This is a genomic window from Massilia agri (assembly GCF_024753255.1).
GTDB classification, from domain to species: domain Bacteria; phylum Pseudomonadota; class Gammaproteobacteria; order Burkholderiales; family Burkholderiaceae_D; genus Telluria; species Telluria agri.
In genome coordinates this window covers 17480-33537 of the sequence record NZ_JANUHA010000030.1, presented here as the reverse complement: position 1 = coordinate 33537, position 16058 = coordinate 17480, and the positions used below count along the sequence as shown (strand labels likewise).

General features: G+C 65.6%; 17 protein-coding genes. 2 read left to right on the top strand and 15 right to left on the bottom strand.

What is annotated here, in order from left to right; translation table 11 throughout:
• Positions 1–14 precede the first annotated feature (14 nt).
• From NX780_RS24410 to cyoA, 9 genes are all read right to left on the bottom strand, one after another.
• Positions 15–653: an MOSC domain-containing protein gene (locus tag NX780_RS24410; RefSeq protein ID WP_258830482.1), complete on the bottom strand. Its 639-nt coding sequence runs from the start codon at positions 651–653 to the stop codon at positions 15–17.
• A gap of 83 nt (positions 654–736) precedes the next feature.
• The gene (locus NX780_RS24405; protein ID WP_258830481.1) at positions 737–1108 is read right to left on the bottom strand and encodes a c-type cytochrome; all 372 of its coding nucleotides are present in this window, start codon (positions 1106–1108) and stop codon (positions 737–739) included.
• A gap of 12 nt (positions 1109–1120) precedes the next feature.
• Complete coding sequence (locus NX780_RS24400) at positions 1121–1663, bottom strand: response regulator transcription factor (RefSeq protein WP_258830480.1); 543 nt, start codon at positions 1661–1663, stop codon at positions 1121–1123.
• On the bottom strand, positions 1647–3011 hold the full coding sequence (locus NX780_RS24395; RefSeq protein WP_307733074.1) for an ATP-binding protein: 1365 nt from the start codon (positions 3009–3011) through the stop codon (positions 1647–1649). The genes NX780_RS24400 and NX780_RS24395 overlap by 17 nt, the downstream gene beginning before the upstream one ends.
• A 13-nt stretch (positions 3012–3024) precedes the next feature.
• Complete coding sequence (locus NX780_RS24390) at positions 3025–3852, bottom strand: SURF1 family protein (RefSeq protein WP_258830479.1); 828 nt, start codon at positions 3850–3852, stop codon at positions 3025–3027.
• 11 nt (positions 3853–3863) lie between these two features.
• A complete protein-coding gene (gene cyoD, locus NX780_RS24385) occupies positions 3864–4265 on the bottom strand; it encodes a cytochrome o ubiquinol oxidase subunit IV (protein ID WP_258830478.1) in 402 nt (133 codons plus the stop codon).
• Complete coding sequence (gene cyoC, locus NX780_RS24380; protein ID WP_258830477.1) at positions 4262–4897, bottom strand: cytochrome o ubiquinol oxidase subunit III; 636 nt, start codon at positions 4895–4897, stop codon at positions 4262–4264. Before cyoC ends, cyoD begins: the two co-directional genes overlap by 4 nt.
• Before the next feature lie 7 nt (positions 4898–4904).
• Positions 4905–6908 (bottom strand): cytochrome o ubiquinol oxidase subunit I, encoded by a 2004-nt coding sequence (gene cyoB / locus NX780_RS24375; RefSeq protein WP_258830476.1) that lies wholly within the window; start codon positions 6906–6908, stop codon positions 4905–4907.
• A gap of 2 nt (positions 6909–6910) precedes the next feature.
• Entirely contained in the window at positions 6911–7951 is a 1041-nt protein-coding gene (cyoA, locus tag NX780_RS24370; RefSeq protein WP_258830475.1) for a ubiquinol oxidase subunit II, read from the bottom strand.
• Positions 7952–8121: 170 nt separating this feature from the next.
• Between cyoA and NX780_RS24365 the strand changes: the two genes are divergently transcribed.
• Positions 8122–9465: an MFS transporter gene (locus NX780_RS24365; RefSeq protein WP_258830474.1), complete on the top strand. Its 1344-nt coding sequence runs from the start codon at positions 8122–8124 to the stop codon at positions 9463–9465.
• A gap of 170 nt (positions 9466–9635) precedes the next feature.
• Here the strand turns inward: NX780_RS24365 and NX780_RS24360 are convergent, their stop codons facing one another.
• From NX780_RS24360 to NX780_RS24340, 5 genes are all read right to left on the bottom strand, one after another.
• On the bottom strand, positions 9636–10442 hold the full coding sequence (locus tag NX780_RS24360) for an alpha/beta fold hydrolase (protein WP_258830473.1): 807 nt from the start codon (positions 10440–10442) through the stop codon (positions 9636–9638).
• A 12-nt stretch (positions 10443–10454) separates the two neighbouring features.
• On the bottom strand, positions 10455–11156 hold the full coding sequence (locus NX780_RS24355; protein WP_258830472.1) for an SDR family oxidoreductase: 702 nt from the start codon (positions 11154–11156) through the stop codon (positions 10455–10457).
• A 115-nt stretch (positions 11157–11271) separates the two neighbouring features.
• On the bottom strand, positions 11272–11862 hold the full coding sequence (locus NX780_RS24350; RefSeq protein ID WP_258830471.1) for a TetR/AcrR family transcriptional regulator: 591 nt from the start codon (positions 11860–11862) through the stop codon (positions 11272–11274).
• Positions 11863–11925: 63 nt separating this feature from the next.
• Positions 11926–12849 carry a ZIP family metal transporter gene (locus NX780_RS24345; protein WP_258830470.1) on the bottom strand — a complete coding sequence of 308 codons (924 nt, stop codon included), beginning with the start codon at positions 12847–12849 and terminating at the stop codon, positions 11926–11928.
• Between the two features lie 68 nt (positions 12850–12917).
• Positions 12918–13940 carry a manganese catalase family protein gene (locus tag NX780_RS24340; protein ID WP_258830469.1) on the bottom strand — a complete coding sequence of 341 codons (1023 nt, stop codon included), beginning with the start codon at positions 13938–13940 and terminating at the stop codon, positions 12918–12920.
• A 346-nt stretch (positions 13941–14286) separates the two neighbouring features.
• On the opposite strand from NX780_RS24340, the gene NX780_RS24335 reads away from it, so the two are divergent.
• Entirely contained in the window at positions 14287–14883 is a 597-nt protein-coding gene (locus tag NX780_RS24335) for a hemerythrin domain-containing protein (protein WP_258830468.1), read from the top strand.
• A 57-nt stretch (positions 14884–14940) separates the two neighbouring features.
• On the opposite strand, the gene NX780_RS24330 is transcribed toward NX780_RS24335, so the two are convergent.
• Positions 14941–15975, bottom strand: coding sequence for a patatin-like phospholipase family protein (locus tag NX780_RS24330; RefSeq protein WP_258830467.1), 1035 nt, complete (start codon positions 15973–15975; stop codon positions 14941–14943).
• Between the last annotated feature and the right edge of the window lie 83 nt (positions 15976–16058).

Sequence of the window (16058 nt, the reverse complement as noted above, 5' to 3'; positions counted from 1 at the left end):
AGACATATTGTCCTCTATTTGGATGTCCATGAAACCCGGACCCTCTCAACCTGACACCCTGGGTTGCGCCAGACGAAGAAGCCGGCGCCGTCCCAGCGCGGCGCAGGGTCGGGCGAGCGGGCCGGCACGGCGCGCGCGGCGCGTTCCTGCCCGAGTTTCGCCAGCGCGCGCGGGAAGGCCCGGCAGTAGCTGGACTGGACGCCCGCCACGCGCGCCAGGTCGGCATACGACATCACCATCCCGGGCGGAACGGCGTCGAGGACCATGGCGGCCCGCTCGTGCCAGTCATCGGGAAGAAAGCGGCTGCGCGCCTCGAGGACGGTGACCGGGTCGCCCACCTGGATTTCGCCGCTGGTCTCCACGCGCGCCAGCATGCCGCGCCGCTGCCGCAGCGCGCGCGAGGACGCCCCCACCCGTGCCGCCAGCGCGCCGCAGGCTTCGCATTGAAACGTCAGGCGCAGGATCACCTCGGCGCCGACACGCAGCAGCATGCCGGACACGAGGTCGGCGGTATCGAGATCAAGGAGCAGGTTCTCGCGCAGCGCGAGCGGCGGCAGCGCGAGGGCCTCGTAGACGCTGCTGCCCCCGATCAGCAGCTGGCGCGGCGAGCGTGGATCGGCATGCCGGTCGCCTTCCAGTCCGTGTCCGGCCATGGCGCGGACAGCCTGCACTACCCGCGGATCCGGCGCGGACGCGGGGCGCACCGCGAGCGCGACGACCCTCCCCGCCGGCGAGCTCACTGTTTTACCGCGCGGGTAGCGCGCAGGTAGGCCAGCAGGTCGGCGATCTGGCGTTCGCTGCGCAGGCCCCAGAAACGCATCCTGTTGCCCGGGACGACGGCGTCCGGGTCGCGCAGGAAAGCGGCCAGGCGCTTGTCGTCCCAGACGAAGCCGGCCTGCTTCATGGCCGGGGAATAGGCGAAATCCGTGGCCGCGCCGGCGCGGCGGCCGACGATGCCGTTGAGCTGGGGACCGAAGTTGCTACGTGCGCCCGGCCCTACCTGGTGGCAGTTGGCGCAGCGCTGGAAGGCCGTACGGCCGGCGGCGAGCGGATCGGCGCCCCATGCGGGCGCGGCGCCCAGGCAGGCCAGCAGAAGGAGCAGTCGCACAGGCCGCCTCCCCTACTTCACCCGCTGCTTCTCGAGCTTGCGCGCCAGCGTGCGCCGGTGCAGGCCCAGGCGGCGCGCCGCCTCCGAGATGTTGAAGTCGGTCTCTGCCAGCACCGCGTGGATGCGCTCCCATTCGAGGGTCTTGATCGAGGTCGAGCGGCCGGTGAGTTCGACCTCGGTATTGCCGGCCACGTGGCCGAAGGCGGCCTCGATGTCGTCGGTATTCGAGGGCTTGGCCAGGTACTGCACCGCGCCCAGCTTGATCGCCTCCACGGCGGTGGCGATGCTGGCGAAGCCGGTCAGCACGACGATCAGCATGTCGGGATCGTGCTCGTGCAGCAGCTGGACGCAGGCCAGGCCGGAACTGTTCCCCTTCAGCTTGAGGTCGACCACGGCATAGCCTGGCGAGTGACGCTCCAGCAGCGACGCCGCCTCGTCGTGGCCGGGCGCCACCAGCACGCGGTAGCCGCGCCGCTCGAAGGAGCGGCTGAGGGTGCGGGCGAAGGCCTCGTCGTCTTCGATGATGAGCAGCAGGCGCTCAGGGCTGTCGGTCAATGCTTGCCTCTTTCCGTTCTTCTTCAATAGCGATACTCGACAGCGGCAGGCTCAGGCTGACCTGCGCCCCGCCTTCCGGACGGTTGGCCGCCGTCACCGCGCCGCCGAGCTTGCGCGCGACGTTCACGGCCAGGAACAGGCCGAGTCCGTGGCCCGGATCGGCCTTGGTGGACTGGTAGGGCTTGCCGATCTGGGCCAGCATGGCCGCCGGGAAGCCGGGGCCGCGGTCGGTGACGACGACGTGCAGCACGCCGTCCTCTTTGCGCACGTCCAGCCCGACCCACTCGGGGGAGGCCTCGAGCGCATTGTCGAGCAGGTTGTCGATGGTTTGCTTCAGGGCCGAGTCCGACGCGACCGGCACGTCCTCCAGCACCTGGTTATTGTACTGGAAGCCGGCCACGGGCCGGCTCGCGCGCCAGGTGGCGACCAGGCCGTCGAGGAAGCTGCGCACCGTGGTGCGCACCGCCGATTCGCCGCGCGCCTCGCCGGCCGACAGCAGGATGCCGCTGACGATGCTCTTGCAGCGCTGGAGCTGGGTCTGCATTTCGTTCAGGTCTTCGAGCAGGCCCGGATCGTTGCGGAACTGCGGCATGCGCTTCCAGTCGCCCAGGATCACGGACACCGTCGCGAGCGGCGTGCCCAGCTCGTGGGCGGCGCCCGAGGCCAGCAGGCCCATGCGCACGATGTGTTCCTCCTCGACCGCCTGCTGGCGCAGCAGCGCGAGCTGGGCCGCCTTGTCGCGCAGGGTGTCGGAAATGCGCGAGATGAACATCACCAGCAGGGCCGCGTCCAGCGCGAAGCAGACCAGCAAGCCCTGGATGTAGAGGCTCGAGATGCCGCGCGCATGGTCGAAGGGCAGCGCGAGCGGCTGGGCGTACATGGCCAGGCCCGCCAGGCAGAAGGTCGTGATCAGGACGATGACCCAGGTCCACAGCACCTCCAGCAGCACCGCCGACAGGATCACCTGCAACAGGTAGAGGAAGGCGAAGGGATTGGTGATGCCGCCCGAGAGGTAGAGCAGCACCGTCAGGCTGGCGACGTCGACCAGCAGGGCCATGAACATCTCGCCGTTCGAGACCGGCCGGCGCTCGTGCCAGCGCAGGTGGCTGGCGACGTTGAAGGCGATCAGGCAGGCCAGCACCTGCAGCATGTGCACCAGGGGCAGCTCGATGCGGAAGATCAGGATGGCGGCCGCGATCGTGGTGATCTGGCCGATGACGGCGATCCAGCGCAGCTCGATCAGCTGCAGCATGTTCTTGTGGCCGGCCGCGAACTCGACGTTCGCCGCTGCCGCCTGGGGCGAGCTGCGCGCCGCCTTGGCGAAGAATTCGAGGGGGTTCTGGATCATGTGCCGCCTGGGTCTAGTCGTCGTCGCGGATTGTACCGCCATGACGGCTGACCCACCACCAGGCGGCGCCGGCCATCAGGGCCAGGGCGAACCAGGTGAGCGCATACACGAGATGGTTGTTGGTGAACGAAATGACGGTCAGGCCGCCCACGGCCCGCTCCGGCGCGCCTTGCGGGTCCTGCCCCTTGCCGGCGTCGATGAAGAACGGGGCGACCACAGGAGCGCCGTTCGGTGCCACGTTGGCTAGCCCGCGCGCGGCGGCCAGTTTCACGACGTCGCGCGAGTACCAGCGGTTGCCCGCCGGGTCGTTCTCGCGCAGGAAACCGCCCTTCGGCTCGTTAATGCGCAGCAGGCCGGTGACTTCCACCCTGTCGCCAGGCGCCGCGCAGGGATTGGCGCCGGCGCGGCGGCCGGCATAGGTGCCCGGCTTGTTGCTGGCCGCGGGAATGAAGCCGCGGTTGATGAAGACGATATGGCCCTGGTCCGTACAGAACGGCGTCAGCAGCCAGAAGCCCGCGCCCAGTTCGGACAGCGCCTGGACCGGGGTGGTGAATTCGTAGAGGTAGTGCCCGGACACACGCACGCGCCGGTATTCGTCGGACTCTTTGGTGACCTGCGTCCAGCGCGCCGCCTCGGGGGCCGGCACCGGGTCCGCATGCACGCGCGCGTCGACCCGCGCGATCAGGTCCAGCTTCCATTGCAGGCGCACGACCTGCCAGGCGCCGAGACCAAGAAAAAGCGCGACCAGCAGCAGGAGCACCAATCCGAACACCCGCCGCGCAAGACTGCTGCGTGGCGGATGGGGGGCGGGTCCTGCTTGCGGGTCGCGCTCGTGCTGCATTGACTACTTTGTTACTGCATGTCGTGCATGCCGTGGGTGGTGTCGCTTGCGCCACCCATGGCCGGCATCATGTTGGCGTTCATGTGGGCCATGACCCAGATCGAACCGGCCAGCACGATGACCAGCAGGACGACGGTCAGCAGCAGCGCCATCATGTTCCAGCCGCCTTCCGACTTCGAGTTCATGTGCAGGAAGTAGATCATCTGCACGACGAACTGGACGGCGGCGAAGCCCATGATCACGTACTTCGTCGTTTCCGGCGGCAGCACGTGGCCCATGACGAGCCAGAACGGAATCGCGGTCAGGATCAGCGACAGCACGAAGCCGATCGCGTAGTCCTTGATGCTGTAGTGGGTGACGAAGCTGGTGTGGCCGTCGTGATCGTGTTCGTGGTGGTGGATGTGATCGCTCATGGCAGCACTCCCATCAGGTAGACAAAGGTAAACACGCCGATCCAGACGACGTCCAGGAAGTGCCAGAACAGCGACAGGCACTGCAGGCGACGGAAGTTCTCGGTGGTCAGGCCGTGCTTCGACAGCTGGACCATCAGGGTCACCAGCCAGATCGCGCCGAACAGCACGTGCAGGCCGTGGGTGCCGACCAGCGAGAAGAACGCGGTCAGGAAGCCGCTGCGGCTCGGGCCCGCGCCTTCGTGGATCAGGTGCAGGAACTCGTAGATCTCCAGGGACAGGAAGGCCACGCCCAGCAGGCCGGTGACGCCCATCCAGCCCAGGGTCGCGCCCAGCTTCTTGGCCTGCGCCGACACCATCGCGAAACCGAAGGTGATCGACGAGAGCAGCAGGAAGCCGGTGTTAATGGCGATCAGCGTCAGGTCGAACAGTTCGGCGCCGGTCGGACCGCCGGCGTAGTTACGGCCCAGCACCGCATAGGTGGCGAACAGGGACGCGAAGATGAGGCAGTCGCTCATCAGGTAGATCCAGAAGCCGAGCAAGGTGCCCTGTTCCGGATGATGCTCGCGCACCAGATAGCGCGCGGTCACCTCTTCGGCGGTCAGGCCGCCGGGAATGGTTGGATTATTTGCCATGGTTGTTTCAGACGTAGCTCTTCAGCAGACGGGTATGCGCTTCCTCGGTGCGGGCCACTTCTTCCGCCGGGATGTAGAAATCGCGCTTGTAGTTGAACGTGTGGACGATGATCGCGGCCATCATGGCGACGAAGGACACGGCGACCAGCAGCCACATGTGCCAGATGATGCCGAAGCCCACCACGGCCGACAGTGCCGAGATGACGAAGCCGGCCCAGGTGTTCTTGGGCATGTGGATCGCCACGAAGTCCTTCAGCGGACGCTGGTAGCCGTTCTTCTTCATGTCGGCGAAGGTGTCGTTGTCGTGCACCACCGGGGTGAAGGCGAAGTTGTAGTCCGGCGGCGGGGACGAGGTCGCCCACTCCAGCGTACGGCCATCCCACGGGTCACCGGTGACGTCGCGCAGCTTGGCGCGGTCTTTCCAGGTGAAGAAGCATTGCAGCAGCAGCGCACCGATACCGCCGGCGATCATCAGGGTGCCGGCCAGCGAGACCTGGAACAGCCATTGCACCGACTGGTCCTCGAAGTGGCTCATGCGGCGGGTATAGCCCATGAAGCCGAGGATGTACGGCGGAGTGAAGGCGACCCAGAAGCCGATCGACCACAGCCAGAACGAGACATGGCCCCAGAACTGGTTCAGCTTCACGCCGAACATCTTCGGCGCCCAGTAGTTGAAGCCCGCAAACAGGCCGAACACCACGCCGCCGATGATGACGTTGTGGAAGTGCGCGATCAGGAACAGCGAGTTGTGCAGCACGAAGTCGGCCGCGGGAATCGCCAGCATCACGCCGGTCATGCCGCCGATGACGAAGGTCAGCATGAACGACACGGTCCACATCATCGGCAGTTCGAAGCGGATACGGCCGCGGTACATGGTGAACAGCCAGTTGAAGATCTTCGCACCGGTCGGGATCGAGATGATCATCGTCGTGATGCCGAAGAAGGAGTTCACGCTCGCGCCGCTACCCATCGTGAAGAAGTGGTGCAGCCAAACAAGGTAAGACAACACCATAATCACGCAAGTCGCATAGACCATGGAGGTGTAGCCGAACAGGCGCTTGCCGCAGAAGGTCGAGACGACTTCCGAGAAGATGCCGAAGGCCGGCAGGATCAGGATGTACACCTCCGGGTGGCCCCAGATCCAGATCAGGTTCACGTACATCATGGCGTTGCCGCCGCGGTCGTTCGTGAAGAAGGCGGTGTCGAACAGGCGGTCCATGCCCAGCATGGCCAGCACGGCGGTCAGGATCGGGAAGGTGATCACGATCAGGATGTTGGTGCACAGCGAGGTCCAGACGAAGACAGGCATCTTCATCAGGCCCATGCCCGGTGCGCGCATCTTGACGATGGTGACGATCAGGTTGACGCCCGACAGCAGGGTACCGACGCCCGCGATCTGCAGCGACCAGATGTAGTAGTCGACGCCGACGCCTGGACTTGCCAGGATGCCCGACAGCGGCGGATAGGCCAGCCAGCCGGTACGTGCGAATTCACCCACGAACAGCGAGGCCATCACGAGCACGGCGCCCATGGTGGTCATCCAGAACGAGAAGTTGTTCAGGAATGGGAAGGCGACGTCGCGGGCGCCGATCTGCAGCGGCACGACATAGTTCATCAGGCCGGTGACGAAAGGCATGGCCACGAAGAAGATCATGATCACGCCGTGGGCGGTGAAGATCTGGTCGTAGTGGTCAGGCGGCAGGAAGCCGTGGTTGGAGCCGAAGGCGAAGGCCTGCTGCGCACGCATCATGAGGGCGTCGGCAAAGCCGCGCAGGAACATGATGATGCCGAGGATCATGTACATGATACCGATTTTCTTGTGGTCGATACTGGTGAACCAGTTGTTCCACAAGTTGCCCCACTGGCGGAAGTAGGTGATCAGGGCCACCAGGGCCAGGCCACCCACGATGACGCCGGCGAAGGTCGCGATCAGGATCGGCTCGTGGAAGGGAATCGCGTCCCAGCTGAGCCGACCGAAGATAAGCTTCGTCAAGTCGAATGAGTCTTGCATGATTACTTCTTCACAATATTATTGGGAGTGACCGGGCTCGCGGCCTGGCCTTCCGGGGTCACGCACATTTCCAGCTCCGCGTTCGCGACCTGGGCAGCCGGGTTCTTCTGCAGCTTGCGGATTTCGGCGGCCATCTGGTTGCGCTTGTGGTCGTCGGCCATCTGCTGGTTCATGCAGACGCTGCCTTCAGCCACGCAACGGTTCAGGACACGGTTGAACAGGGCCGGTTCCACCGAACCGTAATAGCGCACCGGCTCACGCACGGAAGGCTTTTCCAGGCTCAGGTAGTCGGCGCGGTTCAGCACGCCCGGATTGGTCTTCATCTTCTGGACCCAGGCGTCGAACTCGCCCGCGCTCACGCCCTTGTAGGCGAAGTACATGTGCGAGAAGCCTTCGCCGCTGAAGTTGGCGGAGATGCCCTTGTAGTCGCCCGGCTTGTTCAGCACGGCGTTCAGGGTGGTCTCCATGCCCGGCATCGCGTAGATCATGCCGGCCAGCGTCGGGATGTAGAAGGTGTTCATCACGGTCGAGGACGTGATCTTGAAGCGGACCGGGACGTCGACCGGGGTGACCAGTTCGTTCACCGAAGCGATGCCCTGCTCCGGATAGATGAACAGCCATTTCCAGTCCAGCGCCACGACCTGCACCTCGAGGGGCTTGGTCGACGCCGGGATCGGACGGTTCTCGTCGATGCGGTCGAGCGGACGGTAGGGATCCAGCTTGTGGGTCGAGACCCAGGTGATCAGGCCGAGGACGATGATGATCAGGAGCGGCGCGCCCCAGATCACCAGCTCGAGCTTGGTCGAGTGGTCCCAGTCCGGCTCGTATTTCGCGTTGGCGTTCTTGCGATAGCGCCATGCAAACAGGACGGTCAGGATCATCACCGGGACGATGATGATCAACATCAGCAGGACCGAGATCGTGATCAGATCCGCCTGCTGTTTTGCAATATCGCCGGTGGGATTCATCACGACCGTGTTGCAGCCAGCGAGCGCTGCAAGCGGGAGTAATGGAAGTCCGCGGCGGACAATTTTAGGAATCATGCTAGGTATCTAACGTTACATGGGAATAAGAACATGCTACTGTAACGCCAACGGCCTACGGCAACCATTGGACACTTTGTCCCACCCTTGCTATATTGCAATTACAGCATTGCACTACAAGCAATGCCCCGGAGGTGCTGCGCAGGCCGGGCAACCCAGGAGACGAAGATATGCAAAGCACGACGACGTACGGCGGCGCAGGTGCCGCTCCCATCACCCACCCAACCAGTGGGGCTCGTAACATCAATGCCCGGGACGGTGAAATCCATCCGGGTGAAATAGCCGTCGGCGTGGTCATCGGCCGCGCTTCGGAATATTTCGAATTCTTCGTCTATGCCATCGCCTCGGTTCTGGTCTTTCCCGCGGTATTTTTCCCGTGGGCCGACCGACTAGAAGCGACACTATACTCATTTACCGTTTTTTCGTTCGCATTCATCGCGCGCCCCCTCGGCACCGTGATTTTCATGTGGCTGCAGACGCGTTTCAGCCGGGAAATCAAGCTCACCATCGCCCTCTTCCTGATGGGCACCTGCACCTGCGTGATCGCCTTCCTGCCGACCTATAGCCGAATCGGCGCGGCCTCGATCGTGATCCTGTCCCTGATGCGCATCGGCCAGGGCATCGCCCAGGGCGGCTCCTGGGACGGCCTGCCCTCGCTGCTGGCGCTCTCGGCGCCGGAAAACAAGCGCGGCTGGTATGCGATGCTGGGCCAGCTGGCCGCGCCGGTCGGCTTCCTGATCGCGGCCGGGCTGTTCGCCTACCTGGTGGCCAACCTGTCGCAGGACGACTTCCTGGTCTGGGGCTGGCGCTTCCCCTTCTTCTGCGCCTTCGCGATCAACGTCGTGGCCCTGTTCGCGCGCCTGCGCCTGGTCTCGACCAGCGAGTATTCGCGCCTGCTGGACGCCCACGAGCTCGATCCGGCCCCGGTCGGCGAACTGGTCAAGAGCCAGGGCAGCAATATCGCCATCGGCGCCCTCGCCGCCCTGGCCAGCTATGCCCTGTTCCACCTGGTGACGGTGTTCCCGCTGTCCTGGATCCAGCTCTACGACACCCGCCCGATGGACGAATTCCTGCACGTCCAGATGTGGGGCGCGGGCCTGGCGGTACTGGCGATCCTGGCCTCTGGCTACATCGCCGACAAAGTCGGCCGCCGCACCACGCTCGGCTCCCTGGCGGCCCTGATCGGCCTGTTCTCGCTGTCCGTGCCGTCCCTGATGGACGGCGGCGTGACCGGCCAGAACACCTTCATCCTGGTCGGCTTCGTCCTGCTGGGCCTGTCCTACGGCCAGGCCGCCGGCGCCGTGACCGCGAACTTCAAGCAGAGCTACCGCTACACCGGCGCGGCCCTGACCTCCGACCTGGCCTGGCTGGTCGGCGCGGCCTTCGCCCCGCTGGTCGCCCTCGGCCTGTCGGCGCACTTCGGCCTGGGCTATGTGAGCCTCTACCTGCTCTCGGGCGCGGTGGGTTCGCTGGCGGCGCTGAGCCTGAACCGGGCGCTGGAGATTCGCGACTGAGTTTTATTTGCGCATATAAGAACGCCCCGCAGCGCAAGCTCCGGGGCGTTTTTGTAGGGTGGACGGGGACGCCTAGTCGGGTTCCCCGTCCGCGCGTTCAATCAGCCTTTGAAAACACGATACGTCTGACCCGAGGGGATTTGAACGCGCGGACGGCAAAGCCGTCCACCCTACGAAAGAAACCCGACGATACGTTCGACGACCGCGCTGTCACCGATGATCTTCCGATGTCCCACCCCATTGGCCGCCTCCAGCAGCGCGCCATCCCAGGCATTGGCCAGCGCCGCCGATTCGGACCAGTGCACCTCCGGATCCAGCGGGTCGTGCAGCAACAGGGCCGGATGGCGCATGCCCGCCGCCAGGCGCTCCAGCTCCATGTCGGCCGCGTCCAGCCCCGTCAGCGCCTCGAAACGCGCGCGCAGGGTGGCGCCGTCGACCTTGACGGCGCAGGCGGTCCGGTCCAGCGCCCGGATCAGCGACGACGGCCCGGCAAGGTGCACGCTCGATCGCGCGCGCAAGCCATGGGCAAAGGCGTAGAGGGACGCCGGCGAGCCCAGCGAGTGCGCCACCACGGCGTCGACCGGCCCCAGCCACCCCGCGACGGCCAGCAGCGCCCTGCCCATCGCCGCCACGTTGGTCGCTTCACCGGCTGACTCGCCATGCGCCGGCGCATCGAACACCGTCACATGCCACCCTGCGGCCACCAGCCGGCGCACCAGCACGTGCCAACCGGCCGCACGGCTTTCCCAGCCGTGCACGAGCAGCGCACGCCGGCGCGGCGCGCCCGTTTCCACATCGGGACGCGCGTCGCCGAAGGTATAGGCGACCAGCATCCGGCCCTCGTGCCACACCTCGTCGCGCACGCCGTCCAGCAGCAGGCGCCTGCCCTCCTCGTCCAGGGCCTGGCGGCGCGGCCGCGTCATATGCGCGACCACCTGCCCGACGAGCGGGTTGTCCATCACGGTTGCATCAGGCATGGCGGCCTCCGCTCAGCGCGCCAGGGTATAGATGCCCGGCTCGGCCGACAGCCCGCGCTTGACGGCGCGCGTGAGCTCGTCGACCAGCACCTCGCTGTCGCCGGCCTCGAGCGCCGCGAACACGCGCTCCACGACCGCTTGCGGCGTCAGTTTCGGCGCATCGAAGCCGCGCGTCAGGTCGGTGTCGATCAGGCCGACGTGCACGCCGAGCACCTGGGTGCCCTGGGCGCGCAGGGCGTCGCGCAGCGCGTTGGTCGCGCTCCAGGCGGCGGCCTTGGTGACGCCATAGTTGGCCAGCACCGGATTGCTGACCCAGCTCGCCACCGACAGCACGTTCACCACCGCGCCGCCGCCCTGGCGCGCCAGCCCCGGCGCGAAACCGCGGCTGACGTTCAGCAGGCCGAACACATTGGTTTCCAACATCCAGCGCAGCGAATCCAGTCCCTCGGCGTCGAGCACGCTGCCGGTATTGGCTACGCCCGCATTGTTGATCACCAGGTCGACGTCGCCGAGCTCCGCGGCCAGGGCGGCGGCCTGCCTGGCGTCGGTCACGTCCAGCCGCACCGGAACCAGGCCGGGAAGGGAGATCGTGGACGGGTCGCGCGCCGCGGCGTAGACCTTGCGGGCGCCGCGGACAAGCGCCTGGCGGGCGAATTCCGCGCCGAGACCACGGTTCGCGCCGGTAATCAGGACGGTTGCGTTCTGGACTTTCATGATGAATCCTTTCAGCGTTGATATGACGGTCGTGCCGCCGGATTTATGACAATCATCATATGATCGTCATCATATTTGTTAGGCAAAAAAAGCCGGCGACGCCGGCCTGGATGAATCAGGAAGCCTTGGCGAACACGGCCACGAGCGTCTCGCGCGCCGCCGCCAGTACCGCCCTGCCCTCCGGGCTGTCACCCTGGATACGGGCCAGCTGCAGATTGCCGATCAGGGCCCCGGCAATCACGCTCGCCAACCCAGGGGCCGCATCGTCCGGCAAGGCCAGGGCGACGCGTCGCACCAGGCGGTCGACCCGCTGGACGGAAGCCTCGCGGACCACCTCTTGCTGGCGCGGGATCTCGCTGGCCAGCGCCCCGACCACGCAGCCGTGCTCGGTATGCGCCAGGTGCTCGTCGGAGAGATAGAGTTCGATCAGGGCTTGCAGGGGATTGCCGGTCTCGCGGGTGCGCGCTGCGATGCGCTCGTCCAGCAGGGCGCTGCTGATGGCGCCGGCATGCTCGATGGCTTCGACCAGCAGGGCTTCGCGCGAATCGAAATGGGCGTAGAAGCCGCCGTGGGTGAGCCCCGCCTCCTTCATGACCTCGGCCACGCCGACACCGGCATAACCATGGCGGCGCACTGCGCGGCTGGCCGCTTCGACGATCCGGTGGTGGGACTGCTCGCGCTTGCTGGACTTGGCAGAGTTGCTCATGGCGACACCTGAAATATGATGAACGTCATATTACGCCCATCATATTTTTCATGTCAAGCGCTTTTACGACAGGGCCGTGTCGAGCACCGTCATCAGGATGAAGCCGATCAGGAGGGCGATGCTGGCCCAGGTGCCATTGCCGCTCTGGCGCGACTCGGGGATCACGTCGTTGACGATCACGAAGAGCATGGCGCCGCCCGCCGCCGCCAGGGCAATCGGCAGTAGTCCCGCCGCAATGCCGATCAGGGCCACGCCGAAAGCTGCCGCGACCGGCTCGGCCAGGCCCGAGGCGATGCCCAGGCCGACCGAGGTCAGGCGTCCGTAGCCCACGGTGCGCAGCGCGAGCGCCACCACCAGGCCTTCCGGCACGTCCTGGATCGAGATCCCGGTGGTCAGTGAATTGGCTTTCTCGAGGTCGATGCCGGCATGGGCGACGCCGATGGCCAGCCCCTCCGGCACATTGTGCAGGGCCACGGCCCAGACGAAGATCCAGGCGCGCCGCAGCGACACGCCGTCCACCCCGGATTCGAGGATGCCTTCGGCGCGCACGGCGCGGCCCAGCAGCATGATGGCCATGGCGCCGGCCATGATCCCGGCGCCGGCCAGCAGGCTGGCCTCCCAGTTGCCCGCCCCGGCCGCCTTCGCGGCGTTCAGCGCGGGAATCACGAGGGAAAAGGCGGTGGCGCCCAGCATCACCCCGGCCCCGAAGCCGAGGAAGCAGTCGTAGGTGCGCTTCGAGAAATTCTGTGCGAACAGGACCGGCAAGGTGCCCAGCGCGGTCGCCGCGGCGGCCGTCGCGCCGCCCAGCAGGGCGCGGTGCATCTTGGGGTCGGCGTTCATGATCTGTTCGGCCAGGCTGCCGAGCAGGAGGATGCAGCCCACGCTGCAGATGAGGAGTCCGACGACGCGGCGGAAGGTCAAGAGGCGCAGCACGGAGCGCAGCGCGAAGAGACGGTTGTCCTGCGGTTTGTCCAGATGAGAATCCATGCAATACCCAAAGTGTGCCGCGCGAATGCGATGGCGCCGCAGCGCCATCGCATTGCTGCGGCGCGTGCTTACTTCTTCATGGCCTTCATGCCCTTGGCGGTGCCCTTGTCGGTCGGCTTGGTGATGCCGGTGTCGTCGAGCTGGCCGCCCTTCGAGCCGACGTCAAGGCTGCCCATGGCGCTACCCGACTGCCCTGCCATCGTACCACCGCCTGCCGATTGCATGCTCATGCCCAGTTCCGCGCCGGTGCGCGGCGAGGACATCGGGTCGGACATGGTGCGCATCGCCATCTGCTTGAGGATGTCGATGTCGCCGCTCGGCAGCGCGACTTCGGCTTCGCCGCTGCCGCCGTCGACCGCCATCTGCTTCTCGCGGTCGGTGACGAAGTCCCAGTCGGCGCCCTGGTTCCAGGGGCCGCGCATCTCGCCCGGACCCTGCGACATGTTGTAGTAGACGCTGGCGAAACGCGGGTCGGCCGGCATCTTGCCTGCCGGGAAGTTCGGCTCGATGGCGTACAGGGCCTTCTCGAAGGACTTCTGGTGCGCCACTTCGCGCGTCATCAGGAAGCCCAGCGCCTCCTTCACGCCCGGATCGTCGGTCAGCGCGATCAGGCGCTCGTAGACGATCTTGGCGCGCGCTTCGGCCGCGATGTTCGAGCGCAGGTCGGCGGTCGGCTCGGTGATCGAGTCGATGTAGGCCGCGGTCCAGGGCACGCCGGCCGAATTGGTCAGCGGGGTGCCGGCGCCGTACAGCACCTGGGTGATGTGGCTGTCGTTGCCCGGTCCGGTGATCGCCTTGTACATCTCGGCCTCGCTGTCCACCGCTTCGGCCAGGCGCCCCTTGGCGCCCTTGTTCAGCATCGCGACGATGTGGCCGATCACCTCCAGGTGGCTGAGCTCCTCGGTGGCGATGTCGAACAGCATGTCCTTGCGGCCCGGATCGTCTTCCGATACGGCCTGGGTGAAGTAGCGCATGGCGGCGGCGAGCTCGCCTTGCGGACCGCCGAACTGTTCCAGCATAAGATTCGCCAGCGCCGGGTTCGGCTCGCTGACGCGGACCGTGTACTGCAGGCGTTTGTTATGAGCAAACATGAACGTCCCTCCGATGTTTGAGTAAGGGCGCGACAAAAGCGCCTCGGGTGACTGCGGCAGTGGCCGGCAGCACGTACATCCCATGTTCTTCTTTTGGCCCGGCAGTTGGCATCAGGTGTTTGCGCGTGCCCTTGTAGGACTAGGTCGACAATTAATGAACTTGATGGAAATGTTGAAACCGATAAAGATTTTCTAATGCAAGTTCATTAAGGTTTTGCCCAGGATGCAGGGCCAGACGGGCTGCCCGATGGGACCCATGCCGACACGGGTACGGCACGCGCTCCTACAGTAAAGTCGAGCCGCGTCGCACTACCATGTTGGTTAGATGACCATAAAGGGGGTAACCATGTTTAATCTGAGTAAGCTGAGCCCGACGATCACCAACATGATTCGCTTCGATCACTCGCACGTGATGGTGACCTTCCACCAGTACGAGAAGGACAAGCCGGCGCGCGTGAAGAAGGCCCTGGCCGACACCATCTGCGACGCGCTGGAGATCCACGCCACGCTCGAGGAAGAGATCTTCTATCCGGTGATGCGCCAGCGCGATTCCGGCGAGCCCTTCATGCACAAGGCCGAACCGGAACACAACGAGATGCGCCGCCTGATCGCCGAACTGCGCCGCACCAGCGGCGGCGATCCGCGCCACGACAAGCTGGTGATGGAACTGATGCGCGACGTGATGCACCACGTGGCGGACGAGGAAACCACCCTGCTGCCGCACGCCGAGGCAAAGCTGAGCCGTGAGGCGCTGTCCGAGCTGGGCGCGCAGATGACCAAGCGCCGCATGCAGCTGGTGGGCCCGAAAGCGGGCAAGCTGGCCAAGGAACATGCGGTCGGCTTCGGCGGCAGCGCCACCGCCGTGCTGGTCGGCCTGGCCGGCGCCGTCTTCGCGGCCAAGGCCTTCGGTCCGAAAAAGACCTGGAAATCCAACCCGGCCTGAGCACAAAAAAGAGTTCGGTCCGAACCGGCCCGGCGCATTGCGCCGCGGCCGGTTTTTTCATGCACGCCCGGTCCCGAACACGGCGCTCGGGTCGAGCGTGCTGCGCACACCAAGGTCGTCGAAATGCTGCGCTAGCCAGGCATCGGCGGCCGTCACGCCGCGGTCGTGCAGCATTTGCAAGAAGCCCGGCTCTGCGTTGAACTTGCTCGACACCGCAAGGTCGGCGAGCAAATCATTGGCGCTCACCAAATGCAAGCGTACCGGCGCGTAAGTAAGCGCCGCGCCGCCCTCTTCGCTCGGGACCGCATGCGTGTGCAGCATTGCATTCACCTCCCGCACGAAGCTGGTGTTGAAGGCGATCTCGTTGGCGCGGTTGCTGATGTCAGCCATGCTGCGCGGAATCTCCTTGCGTTCGATCGGGTTAATCTGCACCACGAGCAGGTCTTGCGCGCCGCCGCTTTCCACCAGCGGCGCCAGAGGCGGATTTGCGGCAAAGCTGCCGTCCCAGAAAGCATTGCCGTCGACCTGCACGGCGGCGAACACCGTCGGCAGGCAAGCCGATGCCATCAGGCGCTGCACGTCCATCTCTTCGCGCACGAAGATCTTCCCACGGCCGCTGTTCACCTCGGTCGCGCTAATGAAGACCTTGAGCTCCTCGCACGAGCGCACGCGCTCGAAGTCGATCATCGCGGTGAGGAAATTACGCAAGGGGTTGACCGTGAAGGGCATTTCGAGCACTGGGCCGGCCAGGGCGCCTGCCATCTCCATGAGCTGGTAGGCGGGCGAATGGCGCATGGTAAAGCCGCCTACGAGCACGTCCAGGGGGGTGCGCTGCAAGGGGCTGAATAGCGCGGTGCCGCCGAGCGCGCGCCAGAAGCGATCGAGCGATCGGCGGGCCCCCTCGCGCCCGCCACCGCGGGCATAGCCATCGGCTACGATGGCCGCATTGATTGCGCCTGCGCTTGCCCCGCTAAGCGAGGTGATCTCGAGGCGCTCTTCTTGCAGCAAACGGTCGAGTACGCCCCAGGTAAATGCGCCATAGGTGCCGCCGCCCTGCAGGCCGAGGCTGATTTTCTTGTTGTACGTGGACAAAGCTGGACTCCATACGATGAGTTTGGCAGCCTGAAGTGACCACCTATCGAATCGAGTCTAGCAATAGAAATTGCTGGCCGGCG

What these genes read in the sequence shown, in the direction of transcription:
- NX780_RS24390 (WP_258830479.1), bottom strand. Translation starts at nt 3,852, where the DNA reads ATGCAGCACGAGCGCGACCCGCAAGCAGGACCCGCCCCCCATCCGCCA.
- cyoC (WP_258830477.1), bottom strand. Translation starts at nt 4,897, where the DNA reads ATGGCAAATAATCCAACCATTCCCGGCGGCCTGACCGCCGAAGAGGTG.
- cyoD (WP_258830478.1), bottom strand. Translation starts at nt 4,265, where the DNA reads ATGAGCGATCACATCCACCACCACGAACACGATCACGACGGCCACACC.
- NX780_RS24365 (WP_258830474.1), top strand. Translation starts at nt 8,122, where the DNA reads ATGCAAAGCACGACGACGTACGGCGGCGCAGGTGCCGCTCCCATCACC.
- NX780_RS24340 (WP_258830469.1), bottom strand. Translation starts at nt 13,940, where the DNA reads ATGTTTGCTCATAACAAACGCCTGCAGTACACGGTCCGCGTCAGCGAG.
- NX780_RS24350 (WP_258830471.1), bottom strand. Translation starts at nt 11,862, where the DNA reads ATGAGCAACTCTGCCAAGTCCAGCAAGCGCGAGCAGTCCCACCACCGG.
- NX780_RS24355 (WP_258830472.1), bottom strand. Translation starts at nt 11,156, where the DNA reads ATGAAAGTCCAGAACGCAACCGTCCTGATTACCGGCGCGAACCGTGGT.
- NX780_RS24360 (WP_258830473.1), bottom strand. Translation starts at nt 10,442, where the DNA reads ATGCCTGATGCAACCGTGATGGACAACCCGCTCGTCGGGCAGGTGGTC.
- cyoA (WP_258830475.1), bottom strand. Translation starts at nt 7,951, where the DNA reads ATGATTCCTAAAATTGTCCGCCGCGGACTTCCATTACTCCCGCTTGCA.
- NX780_RS24410 (WP_258830482.1), bottom strand. Translation starts at nt 653, where the DNA reads ATGGCCGGACACGGACTGGAAGGCGACCGGCATGCCGATCCACGCTCG.
- NX780_RS24335 (WP_258830468.1), top strand. Translation starts at nt 14,287, where the DNA reads ATGTTTAATCTGAGTAAGCTGAGCCCGACGATCACCAACATGATTCGC.
- cyoB (WP_258830476.1), bottom strand. Translation starts at nt 6,908, where the DNA reads ATGCAAGACTCATTCGACTTGACGAAGCTTATCTTCGGTCGGCTCAGC.
- NX780_RS24395 (WP_307733074.1), bottom strand. Translation starts at nt 3,011, where the DNA reads ATGATCCAGAACCCCCTCGAATTCTTCGCCAAGGCGGCGCGCAGCTCG.
- NX780_RS24345 (WP_258830470.1), bottom strand. Translation starts at nt 12,849, where the DNA reads ATGGATTCTCATCTGGACAAACCGCAGGACAACCGTCTCTTCGCGCTG.